Source organism: Massilia violaceinigra, assembly GCF_002752675.1.
In the GTDB taxonomy this organism is placed as follows: Bacteria; Pseudomonadota; Gammaproteobacteria; order Burkholderiales; family Burkholderiaceae_D; genus Telluria_A; species Telluria_A violaceinigra.
Window position 1 is genome coordinate 5,395,229 of sequence record NZ_CP024608.1, and the last position, 23,992, is coordinate 5,419,220.

22 protein-coding genes and 1 pseudogene are annotated in these 23,992 nt (G+C 66.7%); 7 read left to right on the plus strand and 16 right to left on the minus strand.

Annotation, left to right across the window (positions count from 1 at the left end; all coding sequences use genetic code 11):
- Positions 1 to 53: 53 nt before the first annotated feature.
- Positions 54 to 1,187 (plus strand): quinolinate synthase NadA, encoded by a 1,134-nt coding sequence (gene nadA, locus CR152_RS23295; protein ID WP_099878953.1) that lies wholly within the window; start codon positions 54 to 56, stop codon positions 1,185 to 1,187.
- Positions 1,184 to 2,050, plus strand: coding sequence for a carboxylating nicotinate-nucleotide diphosphorylase (gene nadC, locus CR152_RS23300; RefSeq protein WP_099878956.1), 867 nt, complete (start codon positions 1,184 to 1,186; stop codon positions 2,048 to 2,050). Before nadA ends, nadC begins: the two co-directional genes overlap by 4 nt.
- Here nadC and CR152_RS23305 read toward each other — a convergent pair.
- The 8 genes and pseudogenes from CR152_RS23305 to CR152_RS23340 all read right to left on the minus strand — a co-directional run bounded on the left by CR152_RS23305 (position 2,040) and on the right by CR152_RS23340 (position 10,034).
- The gene (locus tag CR152_RS23305) at positions 2,040 to 2,621 is read right to left on the minus strand and encodes a lipocalin family protein (protein ID WP_441295163.1); all 582 of its coding nucleotides are present in this window, start codon (positions 2,619 to 2,621) and stop codon (positions 2,040 to 2,042) included. The two genes, nadC and CR152_RS23305, sit on opposite strands and share 11 nt — an antisense overlap.
- A gap of 12 nt (positions 2,622 to 2,633) precedes the next feature.
- A complete protein-coding gene (locus tag CR152_RS23310; RefSeq protein ID WP_099878960.1) occupies positions 2,634 to 2,990 on the minus strand; it encodes a DUF3325 domain-containing protein in 357 nt (118 codons plus the stop codon).
- Positions 2,987 to 4,603, minus strand: a complete 1,617-nt coding sequence (locus CR152_RS23315; protein ID WP_099878962.1) for a PepSY-associated TM helix domain-containing protein — start codon at positions 4,601 to 4,603, stop codon at positions 2,987 to 2,989. The genes CR152_RS23310 and CR152_RS23315 overlap by 4 nt, the downstream gene beginning before the upstream one ends.
- A complete protein-coding gene (locus tag CR152_RS23320; protein WP_099878964.1) occupies positions 4,600 to 4,905 on the minus strand; it encodes a DUF3649 domain-containing protein in 306 nt (101 codons plus the stop codon). Before CR152_RS23320 ends, CR152_RS23315 begins: the two co-directional genes overlap by 4 nt.
- A gap of 1 nt (position 4,906) precedes the next feature.
- Entirely contained in the window at positions 4,907 to 5,635 is a 729-nt protein-coding gene (locus CR152_RS23325; RefSeq protein ID WP_099878966.1) for a DUF4198 domain-containing protein, read from the minus strand.
- An 18-nt stretch (positions 5,636 to 5,653) separates the two neighbouring features.
- On the minus strand, positions 5,654 to 6,166 hold the full coding sequence (locus tag CR152_RS34720) for a TonB-dependent receptor domain-containing protein (RefSeq protein ID WP_099878968.1): 513 nt from the start codon (positions 6,164 to 6,166) through the stop codon (positions 5,654 to 5,656).
- Positions 6,153 to 7,850, minus strand: a pseudogene (locus CR152_RS23335) (TonB-dependent siderophore receptor); the annotation flags it as partial. The gene CR152_RS34720 and the pseudogene CR152_RS23335, both read right to left, overlap by 14 nt.
- 6 nt (positions 7,851 to 7,856) lie before the next feature.
- Entirely contained in the window at positions 7,857 to 10,034 is a 2,178-nt protein-coding gene (locus CR152_RS23340; protein WP_099878972.1) for a TonB-dependent siderophore receptor, read from the minus strand.
- Positions 10,035 to 10,168: 134 nt separating this feature from the next.
- Between CR152_RS23340 and CR152_RS33205 the strand changes: the two genes are divergently transcribed.
- A complete protein-coding gene (locus CR152_RS33205; RefSeq protein ID WP_157778684.1) occupies positions 10,169 to 10,375 on the plus strand; it encodes a hypothetical protein in 207 nt (68 codons plus the stop codon).
- Here CR152_RS33205 and CR152_RS23345 read toward each other — a convergent pair.
- The 4 genes from CR152_RS23345 to nadB are packed head-to-tail and all read right to left on the minus strand — an operon-like array spanning position 10,365 to position 14,143.
- Positions 10,365 to 11,195: an NAD-dependent protein deacetylase gene (locus CR152_RS23345; RefSeq protein ID WP_099878974.1), complete on the minus strand. Its 831-nt coding sequence runs from the start codon at positions 11,193 to 11,195 to the stop codon at positions 10,365 to 10,367. The genes CR152_RS33205 and CR152_RS23345 overlap by 11 nt on opposite strands.
- Positions 11,185 to 11,586 (minus strand): PPC domain-containing DNA-binding protein, encoded by a 402-nt coding sequence (locus tag CR152_RS23350; RefSeq protein WP_099878976.1) that lies wholly within the window; start codon positions 11,584 to 11,586, stop codon positions 11,185 to 11,187. The genes CR152_RS23345 and CR152_RS23350 overlap by 11 nt, the downstream gene beginning before the upstream one ends.
- Before the next feature lie 10 nt (positions 11,587 to 11,596).
- On the minus strand, positions 11,597 to 12,502 hold the full coding sequence (locus CR152_RS23355) for a DMT family transporter (RefSeq protein WP_099878978.1): 906 nt from the start codon (positions 12,500 to 12,502) through the stop codon (positions 11,597 to 11,599).
- Positions 12,503 to 12,526: 24 nt separating this feature from the next.
- The gene (nadB, locus tag CR152_RS23360) at positions 12,527 to 14,143 is read right to left on the minus strand and encodes an L-aspartate oxidase (RefSeq protein WP_099878980.1); all 1,617 of its coding nucleotides are present in this window, start codon (positions 14,141 to 14,143) and stop codon (positions 12,527 to 12,529) included.
- A 182-nt stretch (positions 14,144 to 14,325) separates the two neighbouring features.
- Here nadB and CR152_RS23365 point away from each other — a divergent pair, with 182 nt between their 5' ends.
- Entirely contained in the window at positions 14,326 to 15,717 is a 1,392-nt protein-coding gene (locus CR152_RS23365) for a TIGR03013 family XrtA/PEP-CTERM system glycosyltransferase (RefSeq protein ID WP_099878981.1), read from the plus strand.
- 29 nt (positions 15,718 to 15,746) lie between these two features.
- Complete coding sequence (gene prsR / locus CR152_RS23370) at positions 15,747 to 17,102, plus strand: PEP-CTERM-box response regulator transcription factor (RefSeq protein WP_099878983.1); 1,356 nt, start codon at positions 15,747 to 15,749, stop codon at positions 17,100 to 17,102.
- Here prsR and CR152_RS23375 read toward each other — a convergent pair.
- Together CR152_RS23375 and CR152_RS23380 are read right to left on the minus strand one after the other, a co-directional pair.
- The gene (locus CR152_RS23375) at positions 17,094 to 17,897 is read right to left on the minus strand and encodes a hydrolase 1, exosortase A system-associated (RefSeq protein WP_099878985.1); all 804 of its coding nucleotides are present in this window, start codon (positions 17,895 to 17,897) and stop codon (positions 17,094 to 17,096) included. The two genes, prsR and CR152_RS23375, sit on opposite strands and share 9 nt — an antisense overlap.
- Positions 17,894 to 18,742 (minus strand): hydrolase 2, exosortase A system-associated, encoded by an 849-nt coding sequence (locus tag CR152_RS23380; protein ID WP_099878987.1) that lies wholly within the window; start codon positions 18,740 to 18,742, stop codon positions 17,894 to 17,896. The genes CR152_RS23375 and CR152_RS23380 overlap by 4 nt, the downstream gene beginning before the upstream one ends.
- A gap of 256 nt (positions 18,743 to 18,998) precedes the next feature.
- On the opposite strand from CR152_RS23380, the gene CR152_RS23385 reads away from it, so the two are divergent.
- Positions 18,999 to 20,570, plus strand: a complete 1,572-nt coding sequence (locus tag CR152_RS23385) for an acyl-CoA ligase (AMP-forming), exosortase A system-associated (protein WP_099878989.1) — start codon at positions 18,999 to 19,001, stop codon at positions 20,568 to 20,570.
- A 2-nt stretch (positions 20,571 to 20,572) separates the two neighbouring features.
- Here the strand turns inward: CR152_RS23385 and CR152_RS23390 are convergent, their stop codons facing one another.
- Positions 20,573 to 21,469, minus strand: a complete 897-nt coding sequence (locus tag CR152_RS23390; RefSeq protein ID WP_099878991.1) for a polysaccharide deacetylase family protein — start codon at positions 21,467 to 21,469, stop codon at positions 20,573 to 20,575.
- Between the two features lie 183 nt (positions 21,470 to 21,652).
- Between CR152_RS23390 and CR152_RS23395 the strand changes: the two genes are divergently transcribed.
- Positions 21,653 to 22,720, plus strand: coding sequence for a glycosyltransferase family 4 protein (locus CR152_RS23395; RefSeq protein ID WP_229413537.1), 1,068 nt, complete (start codon positions 21,653 to 21,655; stop codon positions 22,718 to 22,720).
- A gap of 37 nt (positions 22,721 to 22,757) precedes the next feature.
- On the opposite strand, the gene CR152_RS23400 is transcribed toward CR152_RS23395, so the two are convergent.
- Positions 22,758 to 23,942, minus strand: a complete 1,185-nt coding sequence (locus CR152_RS23400) for a TIGR03088 family PEP-CTERM/XrtA system glycosyltransferase (RefSeq protein ID WP_099878995.1) — start codon at positions 23,940 to 23,942, stop codon at positions 22,758 to 22,760.
- Positions 23,943 to 23,992: the final 50 nt, after the last annotated feature.

A 23,992-nucleotide genomic window follows, 5' to 3' on the forward strand; every position in this document is an offset into this window, starting at 1 on the left:
CCATTTCACGGCCGCCTCCTGCAACGATTTCTCTCTTGTGAGATAGTACCGACATGAACATTCTCCCTATCAAAACCATTGAATACGAGCATCCTCAAGCCGGCCTGAGCTGCACCGCGCAAGCTTGGGCACGCACGCCGGCCGCGCCGTCCGCCGCCGAAAAAACGGCGCTCAAGGAACGCATCAAGCGCTTGCTGAAAGAACGCGAAGCGGTGCTCGTCGCCCACTATTACGTGGATGGCGACCTGCAGGACCTGGCAGAGGAAACCGGCGGCTGCGTCTCCGATTCGCTCGAAATGGCGCGCTTTGGCCGCGATCATCCGGCAAAAACGCTGGTGGTCGCCGGCGTGCGTTTCATGGGCGAGACCGCCAAGATCCTCAGCCCCGAAAAACGCATCCTGATGCCCGACCTCGACGCCACCTGTTCGCTCGACCTGGGTTGCCCGGCGGACGAATTCTCGGCTTTTTGCGACGCCCATCCCGACCGCACCGTCGTGGTCTACGCCAACACCAGCGCCGCCGTCAAGGCGCGCGCCGACTGGATGGTGACCTCGTCCATCGGACTCGACATCGTGGCCCACCTGCATGCGCAGGGCAAGAAAATCCTGTGGGCACCGGACAAGCACCTCGGCTCCTACATTCAAAAGCAAACCGGCGCCGACATGCTGCTGTGGCAGGGCTCCTGCCTGGTGCACGACGAATTCAAGGGCGTCGAACTCGACTTGCTCAAAGCCGAGCATCCTGAAGCGAGGGTGCTGGTCCATCCGGAGTCGCCTGCCAACGTGGTCGCCCTGGCCGACGTGGTCGGCTCGACCACGCAACTGATCAACGCCGCCCAAACGATGGATGCAACGACCTTCATCGTTGCCACCGACAACGGCATCCTGCACAAGATGCGCGCCGCCGCGCCGGGCAAGCATTTCATCGAAGCACCAACCGCCGGCAACAGCGCCACCTGCAAGAGCTGCGCGCACTGCCCATGGATGGCCATGAACGGCTTGCAGAACCTGGCCGACGTGTTAGAGAGCGGCAGCAACGAAATCCATGTCGATCCGCAAGTCGGCAAGGAAGCCGTGCGCGCCATCGACCGCATGCTCGACTTCGCCGCCGCGAAAAAAGCCAAAGCCTTGCCGACCAGCGCGTTGGCCAACGAAGCAACCCTGTTTTCCGGAGTGGGCCCAGCATGAGCAATTTACGTAATCCTTACGCCGTTTTTGATGCGGCGCTGCAAACCGCCTTTGAATCGAACCTGCTGGCCGCCTTGCTCGAAGACGTCGGCAGCGGCGACCTCACCGGCAAGCTCGTCCCCGACGACACCCGCGTGCGCGCCCGCGTGATCGTGCGCGAAGAAGCCGTGCTCTGCGGCGGACCGTGGTTTGAAGGCGTGATGCTGGCCCTCGATCCGAGCATCGAAGTCGACTGGCAATATGCCGAAGGCGACCTGATGAACGCCGGCAGCGTGGTCTGCACCATCGAAGCGCCACCGCGCGCCTTGTTGACGGCCGAGCGCGCCGCGCTGAACTTCATGCAGTTGCTTTCCGGCGTAGCCACCGTCACGCGCAGTTACGTCGAGGTGGTCGAAGGCACGAAAGCGTCCATCCTCGACACGCGCAAGACCTTGCCGGGCCTGCGCCAGGCGCAAAAGTACGCGGTGCGGGTCGGCGGCGGCAAGAACCAGCGCATGGCCTTGTACGACGGCATCTTGATCAAGGAAAACCACATTGCCGCAGCCGGCGGCGTGGGCAAGGCACTGGCGGCGGCGCAGGCGCTGGACGCCGGCGTATCGATCCAGATCGAAGTCGAAACCCTGGCTCAGTTGAGCGAAGCGCTCGAAGCCGGCGCCACGTCGGTCCTGCTCGATAATTTCGAGCTGGCCACGATGCGCCACGCGGTCGCGCTCAATGCGGGCCGTGCGCTGCTGGAAGCATCGGGCGGGGTGAATATGGATAGTGTGCGCGCGATCGCCGAAACGGGCGTGGACCGCATTTCCATCGGCAGCCTGACCAAGGACATCAAGGCCACCGATTTCTCGCTGCGGATTATTGACTGACCGGAGACTGGTCGACGTAAATCAGTTTCGACGTATCGAAACCAAGCGCCTGGGCCTTAGCGACCAGGCGCTTTTTTGTTGCCTCATCCATTGTCGGCGTGCGCGACAGCAGCCAGAAATACGATTTATCGGGGCCGCTGATCAGCGAATAACTGTAATTCTCGCGTTCCAGGTCGAAGACGATATACGATCCGTAAAAGGGACCGAAAAACGACACCTTCAGATAACCGACGTCGGGCTTCTCGACAAAGTACGCCTTGCCCTCCGACTGTTTCCATTCCTTTCTCTCGGCGTTATAGCCACGGTTGATGACCTTGATGCCGCCATCGTCGCGCAGGCTGTACTCGGCCGTCACCCGGCTCAAGCCGCGTTCGAACGAATGATCCAGCCGCGCGATTTCGTACCATTTGCCGAGATATTTCGCGGACTCGAAACTGGCCACCGGTTCAACGTCCGCCGGCTTGGAAACACAGCCGGCGAGCAGGAACGCCATTATGACGAACAATGTTTTCATGATGAACTCCGCACTAAAAATGTCGAGTTCGATTGTAGCCCACAGGGTGGCGCGCACCTTGCGCGATTGCTAAGCGAAACCGCCCAACACGAAGGCGATTGCGCCGACCACGCCTGCCGCCTGGGCCAGACGCGCGACCCGCTGCGGCGCGTACGTCAGCAACATCATCAGCGCCAGTGCCGCCGCGGTCATCCCGCCCAGCCAGATCAGCGGCCCGTGGCCGCCGCCGCCCTTGAGCACCGCGGCCGCAAACGCCAGCACCAGCGCACCCGCGCCAGCTGCCTGCAAACGCCGCCGCAACGCCGGCGGCGCTTCCTGCCCGCGTCCATGCATGTCGGCGTAATGCCGCTGCATCGCCACGCTCAGCGCCCCGAAACCGGCGTAACTGAGCCCGAACACCGCAACGAGATAAAACACGCCGCTCATGATGCCGCTCCGATTCCGGCGCTTACCGCCGGCGCCTTGACTTCATTGGTCTTCACCTTGCCCCGGCCCAGCCGCAGCGCGCCGTAACCGAGCAGCAGCCCCAGTGCCAGCACCGTGATGTCAAACCACGCTACCGCGCTCGGGCCGTTCTGCATGGTCACGCCGAGGTGCGATGACGTCGTCAACACATTGAGCAGCGGGATCGCGCCAAACAGGAACGCTCCGGCAGCGAGCTGCAAGCGCCACATGGCACGGTCAGGCTTCACCTGCGCCAGCAGCGCCGCTGCGCCCCAGGCGGCAAAGAACACCGCAATCTCGTTTTCCGCCCGCTTTTCCATCACGGCCGGCAGCAGGCGATTGGCCCAGAAGTAGCAGGCAAAGGCGATCGGCAAACCCGCCACCGCTCCGATGTTCAACGCCTCCGCCAGGCGCGTGCCGACACCGATGGATGCACCGGCCTTGAGCGCCTTGGCCTGCGTCTGCCGGCTCTTGACCGCCCACAGAATCGCGCCGGTCGCCACCATGGCATAACCGGCCAGCCCGGAAAGGAAGAACAAGGCGCGCAGCAGCGGCTCGGCAAAGCGCGCCACGTGCAGGCCGTACATCACCCCGTGGGTGGCGGCCGGCGGCGCCAGCTGGTCGCCCGCGCTGGCCAGCAGCGCGCCATTGACGCCGTCGAACTGCATCGCCGGCTGCTTGTACGACAGCTCGCGGCCGCCCGCGCGCGTGACCGCGATGCTGGCATTGGCGTGGTTCGGATGATTGACCGTGATCGAGCCGGCGTGGCTGCCGGCCCAATGGCGTTCGGCCTGTTCCAGCATCGGCCGCAGCGGCGCCATCACGGCCGCTTCACCCGGCTTTTTGGCAGGCTTGCCGGCGCTCGGGAAGACTTCTTCGGTAAATTTATCGCGGTCGCCCTTGTACGCCACCTGGGCGGCGCCCGGCATGTACATGAACATCAGGGTTACAAGGCCTGTGTAGGTGATCATCAGGTGAAACGGCAGTGCCAGCACCGCGGTGGCGTTGTGGGCATCGAGCCAGGAACGCTGTCCCTTGTTGGGCCGGAACGTGAAAAAGTCCTTGAAGATGCGCTTGTGCGTGATCACGCCACTGATGATCGACACCAGCATGAACATGGCGCAAAAGCCCACGATCCAGCGCGCCGTCAGCGGCGGCATGTAGTGCAGGTCGAAGTGCAGGCGGTAGATGAATTCTCCGCCACGGGTGTCGCGTGGCTCCGCCATGGCCGCGCCGGTGAGCGGATCGATCAGGGCCGTCTGCAGCCGCTGGCGTTTGCGCGGCGCGCCCTCGGGCGGCGGGGGCGCGGTCCAGGCGATGCGCACGGCGCCCCGGCGCTCGGTCGGCAGGTTGATGAACCAGCGCTGCGCGTCCGGCGCGCGCTGCTGCAGCGCCTTGACGGCCATGTCGGCGGCATCGACGCTGCCGGCCTTGTGCGCGGCCGCGCCATGCAGTTCCGGCTCCATCCACAAGGTGATTTCTTCCTGGTAGTAGCTGGCGGTGCCGCCGGCGAAGATCAGCAGCAGTACCCAGCAGACCAGGAGGCCCGACCAGGTATGCAGCCAGGCCATGGACTGGCGAAGATTTTCTTTCATGGGACGTTCCGGTACAGAAGATAGACGATGGCGGCCATGCCTGCCGCCGGCAGCAGCATGCCAAGCCAGGCGCGCGCGGCGCTGCGGGCGGCGAACACCCAGATTACGGCGCCGGCGTAGATGGCAAACGACGCCAGGGTCGCCGCGATGACGGCGTCCGCGCGTCCGGTACCCAGCACGCGCGGCAGCAGCAGCGCAAGCAGGGCGCTGGCCGCCGCCGCCAGCAGGTAGCCGCCGAGGATGGCGGCCAGCGCGCGCGAGCCCACGCCTAGCCGGTAAGCGAGAGGGGCGGACAGGCGCATGTTACGGCGTAATGACGTTGGGTTTGGCCGCTGGCGGCGCCGCGATGGCAGTCGCGCCAACCGTTTGGACCATGCTCATGGTGGTCACGTAGGTGGCCACGTCGTACGGTTTGCCGTCGCGCTGGCCCGCGGTTTTGTCGGTGTGGTGCGCTTCGAGCACATAGGTGCCTTTCCATGGCATGCTGAAGTTGACCATGCCTTCTTCATCGCTTTTCGCTTCCTTGGCCCAACCCGATTGCGCCACCGCGGCGACCTTGGTTTTCGCCAGCGGCTTGCCCTGGTAGCTCAGCTGGAACTGGCCGGCTTTGCCGGTCGGGATGATGTCGAGCGTCAGGCGCGCCTGCTGCGCGGCGCTGCCGTTGACCAGCCGCGCGGCCGGGGTCCAGATCGAACGCACCACGGTGTCGCCGGTCTTTTTTTCAATGGCCGGGTAGCTCGCTTCTTCGGCCACGATGCTCTGGCCTTCGGCGGCGCGCGCCGACAGCACGAACGCACCGGCGGTTTTGTCCAGTTTCAGCTTGCGGTCGGCGCCGGCGCCGATCAGCGTGGCGGTCGGCGCGACAAACTTGTCGAGCAGGCCGGGCGAGGCTTCGCGCAGGTTGTCGCCAAATTCGCCGAAGTAGACGGCGGCGGTCTTGCCATCCTGTTCGATCCAGATCTGGTGCGCATTCGCGCTGGCAAAGGCGCCGCACAGCAGCGTGGCGAGGAGGGTGGTTGCGAGGTTTTTCATGGAGTGTCCTTGTTGTGATTAATATTGATAGCGCAGATTCGCCGATACCGAACGCGGCTCGCCGTAATAGCCGCCGTTGTAGAACCCCACCTTGCGGTAGTAGGTCTTGTCGAGCAGGTTGTTGATATTGACGCTGGCCGAAAGCTGGCTCGTGATCTGGTAGCGGCCCATCAGGTTAAGCAGCGTGTACGCGGCCTGGCTGGTGCGCACCTTGCCGGCCGGCCCGGTGGCCGTGGTGTAGATTTCGCTCTGCCAGTTCACGCCACCGCCCACGGTCACATCGCGCCATTCGCCCGGCAGGCGCCAGGTGGTGCTGATGCGTACCATGTCGCGCGGCTGGATCGTATTGATCACTACACCCTTGGCGTTGCGCGACGTGCTGCGCGTGGCGCCGGCCGAAAGCTGCCAGCCCGGCATCGGCGTGCCCGATACTTCGGCTTCCACGCCCCGGCTTTTGGTGCCTTTGCCGGTCGAGACGTACGGGCGGGTGCCGTCGGGCAGGGAGCACGCCCAGTGGCACCGAGCTGTCATCCTCGCCAAGATTGTCCTGTTTGGCCTCGAACACGGCGACGGCGGCGTTCAGGCGGCCGCCGAAAAATTCGGCCTTGACGCCGGCTTCCACGTTGCTGCCGGTGACCGGGTCGAGGAAGTTGTTGTCCTTGTCCTTGTAGTTCTGCGGCTTGAACAAATCGCTGTAGCTGGCGTACAGCGAGGCAGTCGGCGCCAGGTCGAACACCACGCCGGCGTACGGGGTGAGCACGTCCTTCGACGCGTAGCGCCCGGTGGCGTTCACGAAGTCGCCGCTGGTGTTGAAGTTGTCGGTGCGGGTCTTCCAGGTGCTCAGGCGCGCGCCGGCGATCACCTGCAGCGGGTCGGCCAGGCGCAGGCGCGCCGCCAGGTAGGCGCCCGACTGCTCCGTGACCGCCGCCGCGCTGGCGCCCGTGCGCCAGCTGACCGGCTGCGGCACCTTGCCGGTCCAGTTGCGGAAGTCGGGAATCACCAGCGGGAACGGCAGCGGGGTTTCGGTGGCGATGGCCGGGGTCACGTCTTCGCGGCGCCAGCCGTTCCAGCCGGCCACCAGCTCGTGCTTGCGCCCGAACAGATTGAAGGCGCCGGTCGCGTACAGGTCCAGGTTCTCCTGCGTTTCTTCGTACGGGAAGGTGCCGTTCCACACGGCCAGCCCCGTACCGTCGCGGTTCGGGTAGCCGCTGCCGCCGTAGAACAGCGCGCCTTCGGAGGTCGAATCGAGCCGGTTGTACGAAACCTTCACCTTCCAGTCGTCGTTGATGCGATGTTCGAGGTTGGCGTACACATTGCGGTAGGTGCGTTCCCAGCTGCTCCATTCGGCCGCCGCGTTGAAGGAACGGGGCAGGTTGGCCGGCGTGCCGTCGCTGAAGAACAGCGGCGTGGTGCCCCAGGTCGTGCCTTTCGGCGTGTTGTGCTGGTAGTCGGCGCCCACGGTCAGCAGACTGTCCTTGCCCAGGTCCGCTTCGACCAGCACGCCGCCGACGATCTTGCGCTCCTTGTACAGGTCCAGGTGCGAATGGCGGTTCTGCACAACGCCGATGGCGCGTCCGCGCACGCTGCCCGATGCGTTCAGGGCCGCTGAAATATCGGCCTCCACGCGCCGCATGTCCCATGAACCGACACCGACCGAGGCCGAGCCGCTCAATTCGCGCGTGGGGCGCTTGTGCACCATGTTGATCGTGGCCGACGGGTCGCCCGCGCCGGTCACCAGGCCCGTGGCGCCGCGCACCACTTCGATGCGGTCGTACAGGGCGGTGTCGAACAGGGCGCTGTTGCCCGAGCTGTAGTTGGCGGCCACGCCGTCGACCTGGAAGTTACTGACCGTGAAACCGCGCGACGAAAAGCTGGTGCGTTCGCTGTCGTTTTCCTGCACCGTGATGCCGGGCGTTTGCACCAGCACATCGGCGATGCTGGTCAGGTTCATGTCTTCCATGCGCTGGCGCGTGATGACGGTGACCGACTGCGGCGTTTCGCGCAGCGACAGCTTGAAGCGCGTGGCGGTACTGACGGCGCGCGCGCCGTAGGATGTGCTGTCGTCCTGCTTGTCGGCGCGGATTTCGACCACGCTCACCGGTGCCGCTTCGTCGAGCGGGGCGTCGGGGGCGCGGCGCGGGCCACGCCCGCCATCGAGAAAAGCAGTGCCGAGCGGACGGCCAGCGCGAGGGGATGTAAGGTCATGTTCATTCACGGGTACTTAAAAAGTGTAGCGGGCGGTCAGGGCGACGGCGCGGCGTTGGCCATAGAAGCAGTCGCCGCGGGCCAGGCAGGTCGAAATCTGGACCTTGTCGGTCAGGTTGGTGACGTTGAGCGCCACGCGCAGCGGTCCGCTGCTGTAAGAGAGCATGGCGTCGAGCAGGGTGATGTCCGGCGTTTCGAGTTGATCGAGGCCGTCCATCGAGGAGCCCAGGTAGCGCACGCCGGCACCGGCACTGAAGCCATCCTGCTGCGCGATCGAGAAGCGATGCGTCAGCCAGGCCGACACGTTGTGCTTGGGGATGCCGCTCAGGCGCTTGCCGTTGTCGGCGCCATTGCTACGCGAGACGGTGGCGTCGGTGTAGGCATAGCCGGCGGTCCAGTCCCAGTCGCGGCCCAGCTTACCGGCGCTTTCCAGTTCGAGCCCGCGCACATGCACTTCGCCGATCTGGATGCTGTTGAGTGGATTGGCCGGATCGGCGGTTTTGCGGTTGGTGTCGCGCAGGTCGTACACGGCCAGGGTGGTCATCAGGGTGCGGCCGGGCGGTTGCCATTTCAGGCCAGCTTCCCACTGTTCGCCGCGCTGCGGCTGGAAAGCCTGGTCGTTCAAGTCGACGCCGCCCAGCGGCAGGAACGATTCGGCATAGCTGACATACGGCGACCAGCCGCCGTCGGCCAGGTACAGCAAGCCGACCCGCTTGGTGTTCGCGCTGTCGTCGGTGCGCGCGGCCGCGCGACCTTCGATATCGTTGGTCACGGCATCGTGGCGCAGGCCCAGTACCGCTACCCAGCGCGGGCCGTATTTGATCTGGTCCTGCACGTAGTAGCCGTTCTGGCGCAGATTGGTGGTCGGCAGGTGGGTCAGCGCCTTCGGTACGGTGTAGTTGCCGTAGACTGGGGCATACACGTCCAGCGGTGCGGCCACGCCGCGCCCGTTGGCCTGGCGCGTTTCCACCCGCTGCACGTCGGCGCCCAGCAGGATGGTGTGCTGCAGCGGCCCGGTGGCCAGTTTCGCCTCTAATTGCGTATCGACCAGCAGCGTTTCCAGGTTGTTCAGGTTTTGCACCACGTCGCGGTTGATGGTGCGCTGGTCGGGATTGAACACGGGCCGCGCCGGACGGCCGGTCGCCGCCACGGCGGTGAAGCTGGTGTAGGCGCTGCGGTAATCGACTTCGCTTTTGGTCTTGCGCAGGGTCTGGCGCACGCTCAGCGTATCGTTGAAGCGGTGGCTGAACAGGTAGCCGAGCGCGGTCTGTTCGGTGTCGTAGGCATCCCAGCCTGGCTCGCCGGTGAAGGTGCTGGTCGGGATCTGGCCGAACTTCGACGGCAGCAAAGTGGCCTGCCACGGGAAGAAGCCGATCATCGAGCCGCTGTGGTCCTCCTGGCGCAGTGCCAGCACCGTCAGCGAGGTGTTTGCGTTGGGCGCCCAGGTCAGCGAGGGCGCCAGCAGCTTGCGGTCGTCGTCGACCATATTGACTTGCGTGCCGCTGTCGCGGCCCACGGCCACGAGGCGCGCCAGCCAGTGGCCGTCGGCATCGAGCACCTGGTTGATGTCGAGCGAGAGCTGCTTGCGGCTGTTGCTGCCGATTTGTACCTGGACTTCACGCTGCGAGGACGCCATCGGCCGCTTGGAGACCAGATTGACCACGCCGCCGATGCCGCCCTGGCCGTACAGGACCGACGACGGGCCGCGCAGCACTTCCACGCGCTCCAGGGTGTACGGGTCGGGACGCGTGGTGTTGTAGCTGCCGAAGTTCGATTGCACGCCATCCTGCAGCATGGCCGGATTACCGCCGCGCGAAGTGACCGAATCGGCCCGGCTGTCGAAGTAGCTGGAGACCAGGCCTGCGCTGTAATTGAGCGTCTGGCGCAGCGTTTGCGCGCCTTGCTCCTCGAAGCGCTCGCGCGGGATGACGCTGATCGACTGCGGCGTTTCGATCAGCGGCGTGTCGGTCTTGGTGCCGGCGCCACTGCGTTTGGCGACGTAGCCGTTGTCTTCCCTGTTGCCGTCGACCGTGATCACCGGCATCGCCACGGCATCGTCGGCCACCTCGCTGGCCTGCGCTAGCGCAGCGGCGCCGGCAAGGGCGGCGAAGATGAGTGCCGAACGGACTGCGGCGGTCAAGGGAAGGGGAATGCAGCCGGCGTACGCCGGGCCGAAAGGTGCGTAGTGCGCCATGGAGCCATCCTGAATATGAGTGCAATGGCTGGCTACGGTCGTGCTGGCTGGCTGTTGAATGAGAATTATTCTCAATTATACCGGGAGGCGGGTAATTCGACAAGGCAACATTCATGCTTTAAGCATGATAGATCTTGCGTGTCAATACTCCCGAGTCGCACGGTTTGAGCCTGGAGGCGGAAACAAAACGAATGGAAAAGGCCCGATCCCGGCTCAACGCTTTCAGCGACCGGGCCGATTACGAGTGGTTGAGTGCCGATATCGAGCTCCGTCAGCAAACCATCGCATCACTTGCAGACTTTATGGCCGAGCGTGAACGGGAACGCGCGCTCAATCGCTAGCAAACTGCCTGAGCAGCGCTGGGAGGACATCTTCAGCGCTGGCTTCGACCTTCAACGATATCAACTCGTCAGCGCGGGTTTTGCCCAGATTGATCGCGGCGATCGGCTTGTCTGAGTCGGCAGCCATGCGGCAAAAGCGAAAGCCCGAATACACCACCAGCGACGAGCCGATCACCAGCAGGGCGTCGGCCTCCATCATGCGTGCCAGCGCTTCGCGGGTGCAGTCGGCCGGCACACCGTCGCCGAAGAACACCACGTCCGGTTTCAGCGTACCGCCGCAGTGCACGCAGTAAGGCAGGTGGAATTCGGCCAGCGCGTCCGGCTCCAGATGGGCGTCGCCGTCCGGCGCGGGCGTGGCCACGGCGCCGGCCAGCGCCGGATTGGCTTCGACCAGCTGACCCTGCACGAAGGCGCGTGGAAAACTGGCGTGGCAGTCGAGGCATACCACCTTGTGGATATTGCCGTGCAGTTCGAGTAACTCGGTGCTGCCGGCGCGCTGGTGCAGGCCATCGACATTCTGCGTCATGAGGGCGCCGAGCCGTCCCGCCGCTTGCAGCCCGGCCAGCGCGACATGACCGGCGTTCGGCGCGGCGGCCGACAACGTCGGATAGCCGACCATGCTGCGCGCCCAATAGCGCCGCCGCACCGCTTCGAGCTTGCGGAAATCCGGCCCTTGCACCGGCGTTTTACCGCGCCGTACGCCATCACGGTCGCGATAGTCGGGAATGCCCGAGGCGGTACTCATGCCGGCGCCGGTCAGCACCAGGATACGCCGGTGGCGTTCCACAAAATCGGCCAGGGCGTCGCTGTCAGCAGTCATGGGAATGCACCACCAGCTCGTCGAAACCGGACGCCGCGTCAAGCTCGCGCGCGAAGCGGTGGTCGGGCAGCAGGGCGATGAGGATTTCGGCCGTGGTGCGGATGGTGCAGCCGGCCAGTACGTGGCCGCCCAGCACGCGGCCGGAGGCATCGGCCACGGACATGTGCAGATGCGGGCCGTCCGGCGAGAGCGAGCCGGCCAGGGTAAGTATTTCGATGTCGCCTTCGACGTCGGTGGCCTGGGCGGCGCCGGCCAGGCGCAAACGCGCGCCACGCAGGCTGCCGATCCCCTGCAGCACAAAACCGGCCGCAGTGCCATGCGCGGCCAGCACGTCGGCCAGGGCAGCGCGCAGGTCCTGCCCCGGAACCAGCCTGAGTGGAAGTGTCTTCATGTGCCTGATTTTACCCGGCCTTGCGGCGCGACGAGAACACGATCCCGCCGACGATCAGCGCAAACGCCACGCCGTGGTACAGGTGCGGCAGTTCGCCCAAAAACGCCGACGACATCATGGCCGCGAACAGCGGGGTCAGATTGCTGAAAAACGCGCCCACGCTGGGCCCCGCGCGCTGCACGCCGGCGCCCCAGCAACGGAAGGCGATGATGGCCGGGCCGATGGCGACGTACAGCAGCGCCGCCGCGACGGTCCAGCTCCAGTGGACCGCGACTGCACCGCCGGCCCATTCTACGCCGGCAAAGGCGCCCGACCACAGCACGCCGTAGATGACCTGGGCCAGCAGGAAGGCGGCCCAGTCGGCCCGCACGGCGGGCGGATCGTTTTGCCGGGTCAGCAGCCAGCTGTAAAACGACCAGGCGATGGTGGCCAGGATCATGTACAGATCGCCGGCGACCAGGCGCATCGCGGCCAGCTGGCTCCACTCGCCGCGGCACAGCACCACCAGCACCCCGACGATCGACATGGCCGCGCCGATGACTTGCTGGCGGCCGACCTTCACGCCGAAAAACAGCGCGCCGATCAGCAGCATCCAGACCGGCATGCCGGCTGCCACCAGCGTAACGTTGATCGGGGTGGAGCTTTGCAGCGCCAGGTACTGAAGGGAGTTATACAGGCCGATGCCGAGCAGGCCGAGAAGGGCGAAGCGGCGCCAGTTGCTGCGCAGCGCATCGCTGGCGAACAGGCGCCGTCCCAGCGGCAGCAGGATCAGCATGGCGATCGACCAGCGCAGCAGGTTGAGCGTCATCGGCGGCACCGCGTCGCGCACCAGCCGGCCGACGATGGCGTTGCCTGCCCACAGAAGCGGGGGCAGGGTCAGTAAACCAATGGTCGCGGGCGTGAGCTTCTGGTTCATATCCGCGTCGTGGCGCGACCTGCGTTAGCGGCGCGGCGGTGTCAGCACGCTTGGCAAGGCTTTCGGCAAGGTGTTCGGATAGTCGCGGCTGAAATGCAGGCCGCGGCTTTCGCGCCGTGTCAGCGCGCTGTTGACAATCAGCGAGGCCACGTCGACCAGATTGCGCAGCTCCAGCAAGTCGTGGGTGATGCGGAAGTTGCGGTAGTACTCGTCGATTTCTTCCTTGAGCAGGGCGATGCGGTGCTGCGCGCGTTCGAGGCGCTTGGTGGTGCGCACGATGCCGACGTAGTTCCACATGAAGCGGCGCAGTTCATCCCAGTTGTGGGCGATGACGACTTCCTCGTCGGCGTTGGTGACGCGGCTTTCATCCCAGGCCGGCAGGTCGCGCGTTTCGCCTTTCGGCATGGCCGCGATTTCGTGCGCGCAGGCGCGTCCCACCACCAGGCATTCGAGCAGCGAATTGCTGGCCAGGCGGTTGGCGCCGTGCAGGCCGGTGCAGGCGGTTTCGCCGACCGCGTACAGGCCCGGCACGTCGGTGCGTCCGGCCAGGTCGGTGACGATGCCGCCGCAGGTGAAGTGAACCGCCGGCACCACCGGAATCGGTTCCTTGGTGATGTCGATGCCCAGCTCCAGGCAGCGCGCGTAAATGGTCGGGAAGTGCTCCTTGAGGAACTCGGGGCTCTGGTGGCTGATGTCCAGGTTGACGTAATCGAGGCCGCGCTTTTTCATCTCGAAGTCGATGGCGCGCGCCACCACGTCGCGCGGGGCCAGTTCGCCGCGCTCGTCGTACATCGGCATGAAGCGCGTGCCGGCCGCGGCGCCGGCTTCCGGCGGCAGTTTGAGCAAGCCGCCTTCGCCGCGGATCGCTTCGGTGATCAGGAACGACTTGGCGTACGGGTGGTACAGGCAGGTCGGGTGGAACTGGATGAATTCCATGTTCGAGACGCGGCAGCCGGCGCGCCAGGCCATCGCAATGCCATCGCCGGTGGCGGTGTCGGGGTTGGTGGTATACAAATACACCTTGCCGGCGCCGCCGGTGGCCAGCACCGTGTGCTCGGCTTCGAACGTGAGCACCTGGCCGGTTTTCTCGTCCTGCACGTACACGCCGTAGCAGTGCGGCTGGCCGGCGCTGGCGGCGGCAGGCTTGGGACCCAATTTGTCGGACGTGATGACGTCAATCGCGCAGTGCTGCTCGAACAGCGAAATGTTCGGATGGGCGCGCACCTTCTGCTCCAGTGTGACCTGGACCGCGTGGCCGGTGGCGTCGGCCGCGTGGATGATGCGGCGCTGGCTGTGGCCACCTTCGCGGGTCAGGTGAAAGCCCATTTCGGCGGTCGGGTCGCGCGTGAACGGCACGCCCTGGTCGATCAGCCATTCGATCGCTTCGCGCCCATGTTCGACGATGAAGCGGGTGGCCGCCTCGTCGCACAGGCCGCCGCCGGCCGCCAGGGTGTCGTCGATGTGCTGGGCGTGGCTGTCGCCCGAGTCCAGCACCGCGGCGATGCCGCCCTGGGCCCAGTTGCTGGCTCCGTCGAGCAGCGCCCGCTTGGAGATGATGGCAACGGTGCGCGTTTGCGCAAGATGCAGGGCAACCGACAGACCGGCCAGTCCGCTGCCGACAATAGCGACGTCAAATTTCATGTTGGGCGAGTAATTAGTGCAGAAGCATCACTATAGTCTATTTGGCTGCACTGTGTCTGGCCTTCAGGAAATGCCCGAAAATGCTTGTTCGTAGTCAATACCTCTTGTGAGTCTGTAAGCGATTATTTACCACGCCGTGCAGCGGGCACGGACGCGACGAGTATCGCTGGCATGGAGGGATCGTGATCCGGATTTTCAGTCACTACGTATCCAAGATGGCGTTCGTGCTGCTGCTGCTCGAACTGCTCATGCTGCTCACCTCGGCCAGCGTGGCCTCGGTCCTGTGGTTTTCGGACCAGAACGGCCAGTTCCGCGCCGATAACCTGTATCTGTCGTCGCTGACGTTCGCGCTGGTGATCATCTTCAGCATGAGCGCGCTGGGGATGTACCAGCACGGCTCGCGCGAGGGCATCCGCACCACCTTGATCCGCATCATGCCCTCGTTCGCGCTCGGTTTCGCGCTGCTCAGCGCCATGATCGCGGTGCGCCCCGAGATCTATTTCGGGCGCGGGATCAGCAGCGTGATTTTCGCCATCGGCGCCACCGCCGTGGTGCTTACGCGCCTGGTGGTGTTCAAGTCGGCCGAGTCGGCGCTGCTCGAAGCACGCCTGATTTTTGTCGGCAGCGGGCCGCTGGCGCGCGAGTGCATGGATCTGGCGCACAGCAAGAACGGCCTGCACCAGTTCAGCGTGGTCGGCTGCGTGCCCATCGCCGGCGAAGAAAGCTGCGTGCCCAGCGCCGCGCTGCTGCCGGTGGGCGAGTCGCTGCTCGAGATGGCGCGCCGCTACGAGGCGCGCGAACTGGTGGTGACGGTGACGAACCGGCGCAGCAAGGAGTTCCCGGTGCGCGACCTGCTGGCCTGCGCGCTGGGCGGGGTGCGCGTGATCGACGCCGCCACCTTTTTCGAGCGCGAGGCATGTCAGATCCGGCTCGATTCGCTGCAGCCGAGCTACCTGATTTTCGGCGGCGGCTTCGACCAGAGCTTTTGGCGCGCCAGCGTGAAGCGCTGCTTCGACCTGGTGGCCAGCGGCTGCATCACGGTGGTGTCGCTGCCGGTGATGCTGCTGGCCGCGGCGGCCATCAGGTTCGACGACGGTGGGCCGGTGTTCTATCAGCAGGAACGGGTCGGCAAAGATGGCCGCATCTTCAATGTGCTCAAGTTTCGCAGCATGCGCATCAATGCCGAGGCGCCCGGCGTGCCCACCTGGGCGTCGGCCAACGATCCGCGCGTCACCCGCGTGGGCCGCTTTTTGCGCATGCTGCGCATCGACGAGCTGCCGCAGATGCTCAATGTGTTCAAGGGCGAGATGAGCTTCGTCGGACCGCGCCCGGAACGCGCGTTTTTCGTCGACCAGCTGGCGCGCGATATCCCTTACTACAACGTCCGCCATAGCATCAAACCCGGCGTGACGGGCCTGGCCCAGGTGCGCTACCAGTACGGCGCCTCGGTCGACGACGCCGTCCAGAAACTGCAGTACGACCTCTATTACGTCAAGAACAACAGCCTGTTCCTCGATCTGCTGATCCTGATCGATACGGTGCAGGTGGTTTTGCTGGGCAAGGGAAGCCGTTGAACGTGAACCCTCTTTCAAGGAGCTGCACAATGGGCAAAAAGAAGCTGTTGGTGGTCGAAGACGACAAAGGCTTGCAGAAGCAGCTGCGCTGGAGTTTCGATGGCTATGATGTGCTCATCGCCGAAGACCGCGAGAGCGCCCTGGCGCAGCTGCACCGCCATCGCCCGGCCGTGGTGACGCTCGACCTGGGCTTGCCGCCCAATCCGGACGGCGCCACCGAGGGCCTGGCCACCCTGAAGCAGATACTGGCCGAAGCGCCGGGCACCAAGGTCATCGTCTTATCCGGCAACCAGGACCGCGCCCATGCGCTCAAGGCGATCAGCATGGGCGCCTACGACTTTCACCAGAAGCCGTTCGACGCCGATACCCTGGGCCTGGTGGTGGAGCGGGCGTTTTATCTGCACGCGATGCAGGAAGAGAACCAGCGCATGCTGCAGATCGGCGCCGACTCGCCGCTGGCGCGCATCGTCACGCGCGACCCCGGCATGCTGCGCCTGTGCCGCAGCGTCGAAAAACTCGCGCCGTCGTCGGCCACGGTGATGCTGCTGGGCGACTCGGGCGCCGGCAAGGAACTGTTCGCGCGCGGCCTGCACGACCTGTCGGCGCGCCACGAAAAGCGCTTCGTGGCGATCAACTGCGCGGCCATTCCGGCCGACCTGCTCGAGAGCGAATTGTTCGGCCACGAAAAGGGCGCCTTCACTGGCGCCGGCCAGCAAACCCTGGGCAAGATCGAAATGGCGCAGGGCGGCACCTTCTTCCTCGATGAAATCGGCGATATGGCGATGGCCCTGCAGGCCAAGCTGCTGCGTTTCGTGCAGGAGCGCGTGATCGAGCGTATCGGCGGACGCAGCGAAATCGCCATCGATGCGCGCATCGTGTGCGCCACCCACCAGGATTTGCCCAAGCTGGTGCGCGAAGGGCGCTTTCGCGAGGATTTGTACTACCGCCTGAGCGAAGTGGTGCTGGCCATTCCGCCGCTGCGCGAGCGGGTAGGCGACGCGGTGCTGCTGGCGCACCACTTCAAGCACCAGGCTTGCCTGACCGAACGGCGCAGCGTGCCGGCGTTCACCGACGACGCGGTGCTGGCGATCGAGCAGTATGGCTGGCCGGGCAACGTGCGCGAGCTGGAAAACTGCATCCGGCGCGCGGTGATCATGTCGGAAGGGCCGCAGATCAGCGCGCGCGACCTGGGCCTGGCCGAGGTGCCGCAGTCAGGCACGCCCGTCAATCTGCGCCAGGTGCGCGACGCCGCCGAGTACAAGGTGATGGTGACGGCGCTGGCGCGCACCAACGGGTCGATCGTCAAGGCGGCCGAGCTGCTCGGCGTGAGCCGCCCGACCCTGTACGACCTGATGCACCATCACGGCATCAGGATTTCACCATGACGCAATCCAGTTTGCGCTGACCTCCGCCACCGCGTCGCGCCAGGCGCGGCTGGCGAAGGTGCGGTCGGCGCCGGCGATGGTGACGCACTTGCAGCGCACCTCGTGGCGCTTGAGCAGGGCGTCCACGTGCTGCGCGCCCGGTTCGTCGCCACCGAGGATCACCAGCGCCGCGCCGTCGAAGCCCGACAGGCTGGCCAGCACGCGCTGCGGCAGCGGCAGACTGGCGTCGGCAGCGGCGGCGCGCATGTTCTGGCGCCGCGCGGCCACGCTGGCCTGGCCGTCGCCGCTGTCGCTGGCCACGCGCTTCCAGAAATCGAGTTCACCGAGACGCGCCAGCAGTTGCGGCAAGCCGTCCGCGCGCGGCGCGCTGCCGGGCGTGTGCATCCAGGGATTGAGCAGCACCACGCCCGAGACGCGCGCGTCGGCCTGGGCATACAGCACGGCGGCCGTGGCGGCGTCGCCCAGGCCCCACAGCACCACGTCCTGCATGCCGGGCATCTGGGCGAAGAAGGCGCGCATGGCGGCCTGCGTGTCTTCACCCAGCGCGTCGATGGTGCGCGCCTCGCCTTCGCTGTCGCCCATGCCGCGGTGGTCGAAGCGCATCACCGGGATGCCGCGCGCGGCCAGCAGGCGCGCCAGCAGCGTGAAATGGCGATGGTTGCCGATGCGGTATTGCGGCGCGCTGGTGACGACCAGCACGCCGCGCGACAGCGGCCGTTCGGGCAGGTCGAGGATGCCGACCAGCGAACTGCCGCCGCAGTTGAATTGCAGTGCGCGTTGGGTGGCTTCCATCATGCCTCCGGTGCGAAGACGGCACTGGTGGCGGCCAGTAGCGCCGGGCACTCGACGATGTCGTTGGCGCCCCAGAACGGCTCTCCTTCGACGGCATGAAAATGCAGGGTGGCCCCGCGCGCGCTCCAGCGGTGGGCGATGCGGGCGGCGCTGGCGGCCAGCCGCGACGGGGCCGGCGAGGCGCTGGCGAACCAGTGCACCTGGCAGGGCGGCAGCGGCAGCGCCGCCGCGTCGCAGGCGTCGATGGCCTGGATCAGCGGCGCGGCCAGTTCGTAGCCGCCCACTTCGATCATGCCGCGCGTGAGCAGGTCGGCGCGCAGCTGGCTGGTGGTGCCGAACAGCGCCGGGTCGCCGGCCCGCATGCGCGCCGCCAGGCCCTGGCGCAGGAACTGGTTGATGCAGGTGCGCCCGTTCAGGAAAGGCTGCCACAGGATGACGCCGTCGACCGGCGCGTTGCAGGCGAAATCGAGCGCCAGCAGGCCGCCCAGGCGGATGCCCCACAGGTGCATCGGCCCGCCGCCGGCACGCTCGGCGAGCCAGGCGCGCGCGATCTCGAGATCGCGCTTCCACAGTTCCCAGCGCGCCGAGCTGAAATCGCCGCAGCTGTCGCCGCAGCCGAACATGTCGATCTGCAGCACCGCGTAGCCGGCGGCGGCGAAGCGGCGCGCCTGCAAGGTGGCCATGCGGCGCGATTTGTTCAGTTCATCGGCAAACGGGTGCACATACAGGATGGCGCCGCGCGTGCGCACCTGCGGCGCCGGCGCGTGATACAGGCTGAAACGGGTGCCCGGCTCGGCGTCGAAGAAAAACGGCAGCACGCGCGGAAGGGACAGCAGGGGAGCATTCATGGTGTTCTTATCTCCTGTACGCACCCCGGGCTGGCCGGGACGCAAGATTGCGGGCGCACTGATGAAGGAATGGTCGGTTCCCTCGCCCCTGTCCTGTCCGCGGAACCGGTTTCATTAAACACCCCGCAAATTGCGGGCTTATTGAGCGCGCACAAGAGGAAGAGTGCCGTCGCATTGCTTGATTCCCGTCAATGCCGAGTAGGCCGTTTTTCTCAATCATGAATGCCATTGGGAAACAATTTACTCAGAGGAAAATATGGCCCAGCTCTTGCACGATCTGATCAACGAGGCTGCCTGGCGCACGCCGCATGCGCCGGCCTTGCGCTATCTCGACAATAGCCTCAGCTATGAAGAACTGGCCTGCTGCGTCGAGGTGGCCGCGCAGGGCTTGCTGGGCCTGGGGCTGGCGCGCGGCGAGCGCGTGGCGGTGTTTCTCGACAAGTGCGAGGAAGCGGTGCTGGCCCTGTTCGGCGCGGCCGCGGCCGGCCTGGTGCTGGTGCCGGTCAATCCCTTGCTCAAGCCGGCCCAGGTCGGTCATATCCTGCGCGACTGCGGCGCCCGCGTGCTGCTGACCTCGCCCGGGCGGCTGGCCACGCTCGACCTGGAGCTGGCCCGCTGTCCGGAGCTGTACTGCGTGCTGCAGACCGGGGCCGAGGATGGCATGCTGCCGGGCCTGGGCGTGCTGGCCTGGGATGGCTGGATGAAGCGCGCCGGTACCGGTCCGGCGCGCGACGCCCATCGCTGCATCGACAGCGACATGGCGGCGCTGCTGTACACCTCGGGCAGCAGCGGCGCGCCGAAAGGCGTGGTGTTATCGCACCGCAATCTGGTGGCGGGCGCCTGCAGCGTGGCCGCTTACCTGGGACACACGGCGCACGACCGCATCCTGGCGCTGCTGCCGCTCAGCATCGACTACGGCCTGAGCCAGCTGACCAGCGCCTTTGCCGCCGGCGCCGCCGTGGTGCTGATGAATCCGTTGCTGACGCGCGACATCCCGGTCATGGTGGCGCGCGAGCGCATCACGGCGCTGGCGGCGCTGCCGCCGCTGTGGATCCAGCTGGTCGAGCTGCACTGGGACACGCCGCACAACTTGCGCTACATCACCAGTTCCGGGGGCGCCATGCCGCGCGCGGCCTTGGACGCGCTGCGCCGGCGCCTGCCCGACACCCGGGTGTACCTGATGTACGGGCTGACCGAAGCGTTCCGCGCGACCTGCCTGGGCCCCGAGCAGCTCGACACCCGGCCCGACTCGATCGGCAAAGCCATTCCCAACGCCGACGTGCTGGTCCTGCGGCCCGACGGCCAGCCGTGCGCGCCGGGTGAGCCGGGCGAACTGGTGTACCGCGGGCCGCTGGTGGCGCTCGGCTACTGGAACGATGCGGCGCGCACGGCCGAGCGCTTCCGGCCGCTGCCGGCCCAGCCCGGGCTGCCGTTCACCGAGACCGGGGTGTGGTCGGGCGACACCGTGCGGATCGATGAGGACGGCTATCTGTATTTCATCGGCCGCAGCGACGAGATGATCACCACCGGCGGCTACCGGGTCAGCCCGACCGAAATCGAAGAGGTGCTGTACGCGACCGGGCTGGTGGCCGAGGCGGCGGCGCTGGGGCTGGCTCACCCGGTGCTGGGGCAGTCGATCGCACTGGCCGTCACGCCGCAGCGCGGCTGCCTGCTGGAGCCGGCCGTGCTGCTGGCCGCCTGCCGCGCCAAGTTGCCCGGCTACATGCTGCCGCTGCTGGCCCAGGTGCGCCAGGCGGCGCTGCCGCGCGGCCCCAACGGCAAGTTCGACCGGCGCCTGCTGGCCGCCCAGATGGCGGCCGGGATCTGATGTCAGGCGCGCGTGAACAGGTTGCCGGCGAGGCGCAGCAGGAAGGCGCCACCGCCGGCGTGCTCGCACGGGGCGATGCGCGGCAGCGCGAACAGGTCGCTGCCGCTGCGGGCCGCGCCACGGCCCATGCCGACGGCCGCTTCGAAGCCCTGGGCGCGCAGCATGAGGCCGTGACGGTGCTCGAAATCCTGGCCCGGCTTGCCGCTCGGATAGGCGAACAGCCGCACCGGCGCTTGCAGGATGTCTTCGATGCGCCCGCGCCCCTCGGCGATCTCGGCGCGGGCGGCGGCGTTGGACAGGCTGGCCAGCGCCGTGTGGTGCAGCGGATGGGCGCCGATCTCCATGCCGGCCCGGTGCAGGGCCAGCAGCTGGTCGGAACTGAGCATGGTCGGGGTGACGCGGCGCGCCATCGAGCGCGCGCGCGCCAGCCGTTCGTGCGGGGGCAGCAGGCGCAGGGCGGCCAGCAGCATCTCGATCACGGCGCGGCGGCGCTGCGGGCAGCCGATGTCGTAGCTGGCAAAGCCGCTGCGCGCCAGGTTCAGGCGCTCGCCGGGCGCATTGCGCACCACCTCGGTGACGATGTCGCTCCAGGTGCAGCCGCCGTCGAGGTAGCTGGCGGCGACGAAAAACGTGGCCGGCACGCCGTAGCGCTGCAGCAGGGGCAGGGCCACGGAGGCGTGCTCGGCGTAGCCGTGGTCGAAGGTGAGGCAGGCGCTGCGTGGCGGCAGGGTGCCGTCGGCCAGGTGCGCCACCGCGCGCGCGAGCGGCATCAGGCGGAACCAGCGGGTCAGCAGGCGCAGGTGCTGCTCAAAGCGGCGCCCGTGCAGGCACTCGGGAAACAGCGGATCGGGCGCGGCCAGCACGCGCTGGTAGATCAGGATGGAAAGCGGTGCGCGCATGTGATTTTCTTTGGCGAAACTAATTGACTTCCATCAATGAAGCGCCTGTGCCCATCGGTACACTGGACTTTTAAGCTGAGGCAATACTAAATCAGCGCACGTGGCGGCTTGTTGAGCATTCTCATGCCGCCCGCGTTGCTGATGCACTGGGGCCCGGCCCATGTTTGACAAACGGAGGCGTGCATGCGTATCGGTATCTTGTCTTATCCCATGCTGTTCGAACGCGACGATGGCGTTCAGCAACAGGTCCGCGAAACCATCCGCGCGCTGGTGCAGCTGGGCGCCCAGGCTGACGCGTCGGTCGAGGTGGAGGTGATCAATCCGCACGCCACGCGGCTCGACGACTTCGACCTGATCCATGTGTTTTCGGCCACCCAGGGCAACCACCGGCTGGTGGACGCGGCCGCGGAGCAGGGCGTGCCGGTGGTGCTCACCCCGCTGATCTCGCCCGGCTGGGACCGCGCCAGCGGCACCAGCGCGCGCGCCGGCGACCACCGCCTGGGCAACCTGACAGCGTGGAATGTGCAGACCGGCTATGCCCGCACCCGGCGCGCGCTGCAGCAGGCCAGCCTGATCGTGGCGCTGGGCGAGGCCGAGAAACAGGCCATTGGGGCCGGATTCCTGATCGATGGCGGGAAGGTGCGGGTGCTGCCGAACGGGGTCAATTCAGCCCTGCTGGAGGCCGATGGCGAGCTGTTTCGCAAGCGCACCGGGATCAGCGGGCCGTATGCGCTGATGGCCGGCCCCATTTCTCCGTACCAGAATCAGCTGGCGATGGCGCAGGCGATGGGCGCGCTGTCGCTGCCGCTGGTGCTGGTGGGCGAGGCGGGCGAACGCGATCAGGATTACCTGCGCCAATTGCGCGCCGTGCGCGGGGTGACTTGCTTGGGCGCGCTGCGCCAGGATGGGCCGATGCTGGCCAGTACGTATGCGGGGGCGTCGGTGTTCCTGCCGCCGGGCGAGGGGCAGGGCGCGCCGCTGGCGGTGCTCGATGCGCTGGCGGCCGGCACGCCGGTGCTGATGGCGCAGGATACGCCCTTCAGCCTGGCCGGCGGCGATTTCGCGCTGGTGCGGGTCGACTGGAACGATACCGATGCGCAGCAGCGCGCGGTGCTGCGCCTCTTGGTGTCGCCGCCGCCGCGCGAACAGGTGCGCGCGCTGGTGCGCGGCTGCACCTGGGAGCGGGTGGCGCGCCAGCTGGCCGCCTGCTACGCGGACGCGGGCGCGCTGCGCCAGGCGGCGCTGGTCTAGGCCGGGGCGGCAAACCGAGGCGGCAAGCCGAGGCGCGCTAGGAATGCGGCGCCGGCCCCGGGCACGGTCCGTGCGGATGGGTCAGCGCGTCGTACACGCGCAGGTAGCCGCGCGCCATTTCCGGCAGGCTATGGTCGGCGATGACGTGGCTGCGCGCGCGCATGCCGTGGCGCGCGCCCATGTCGGGGATGCGGCAATAGTCGGCGATGGCGGCCGCCATCAGCTCGGGCGAACGGGGCGGCACCAGAATGCCGGTGAAGCCCGGATGCACCAGCACCGGATTGCCGCCCACGGCGGTGGCCACCACCGGCAGGCCGCTGGCCATGGCTTCGAGGATGGTGTTGGAACTGCCTTCGGCCAGCGAGGGCAGCACGAACAGGTCCATGGCGCGCAGCAGCTGGGCGATGTCGGTACGCTCGCCCGGCAGCCAGGCACGGTGGGCGGCGCCGGCGCGGGTGAGCGTGTCGAGACAGGCGGCGCGCTGCGGGCCGTCGCCCACGATCAGGAGGCGCATGCGCTGGTGCGCCGGGTGCGGCGAGGCGATCAGGCGCAGGAAGGCTTCGACCAGGGTGCCGTAATCCTTGACTTCATCCATGCGGCCGACGCTGCCGATGACGAAGGCGTTATCCTGCATGAAGCCGGCCGGTCCGACCGCGGCCGGCGGGCCCAGGCGCGGGTGGAACTGGATGCTGTCGACCCCGTTGGCGATCTGCGAAACCTTTTGCGGCTCGGCGCCGACACTGTCGATCAGCCAGTGCTCGAGGTCGGCGCTGACGGCGATGAAGTGGCCGATCAGCGGGCGCAGCAGGCGGCGCAGCAGCTTGTACTTGAGGCGCTTGCCGTACAGGTCGCTCATGTCGCGGCCATGCTCGCCGTGCACACGCAGCTTGACCCCGGCCAGGGCGGCCACCAGCTGGCCTTCGATGCCGCACAGGTTGCGCGTATGGATCAGGTCCGGCTGCAGGGCGCGCAGGGCGCGGAACAGGCGCAGGTAATGGCCCCAGTCCTTGCCTTCGCGCTTGTTCAGGCTGATGATCTCGACCCCGCGCGTCTTGATGTGGGCGTGATACTCCGAATAATCCTTGAGGCAGACGATGGCGTGCCGGTAGCGGTCCGGCGGCATGTGCTTGATCAGATTGATCAAGCCGTTTTCGAGGCCGCCGATGTCGAGCTGGTGGATCAGGTGCACCACGAGACGGGGTGGTTCGAGGAAAGTTGTCATGGTCGACTCCGCAAAAGTTGATCGGGCGAACGGGGAGAATCGGGACGGGC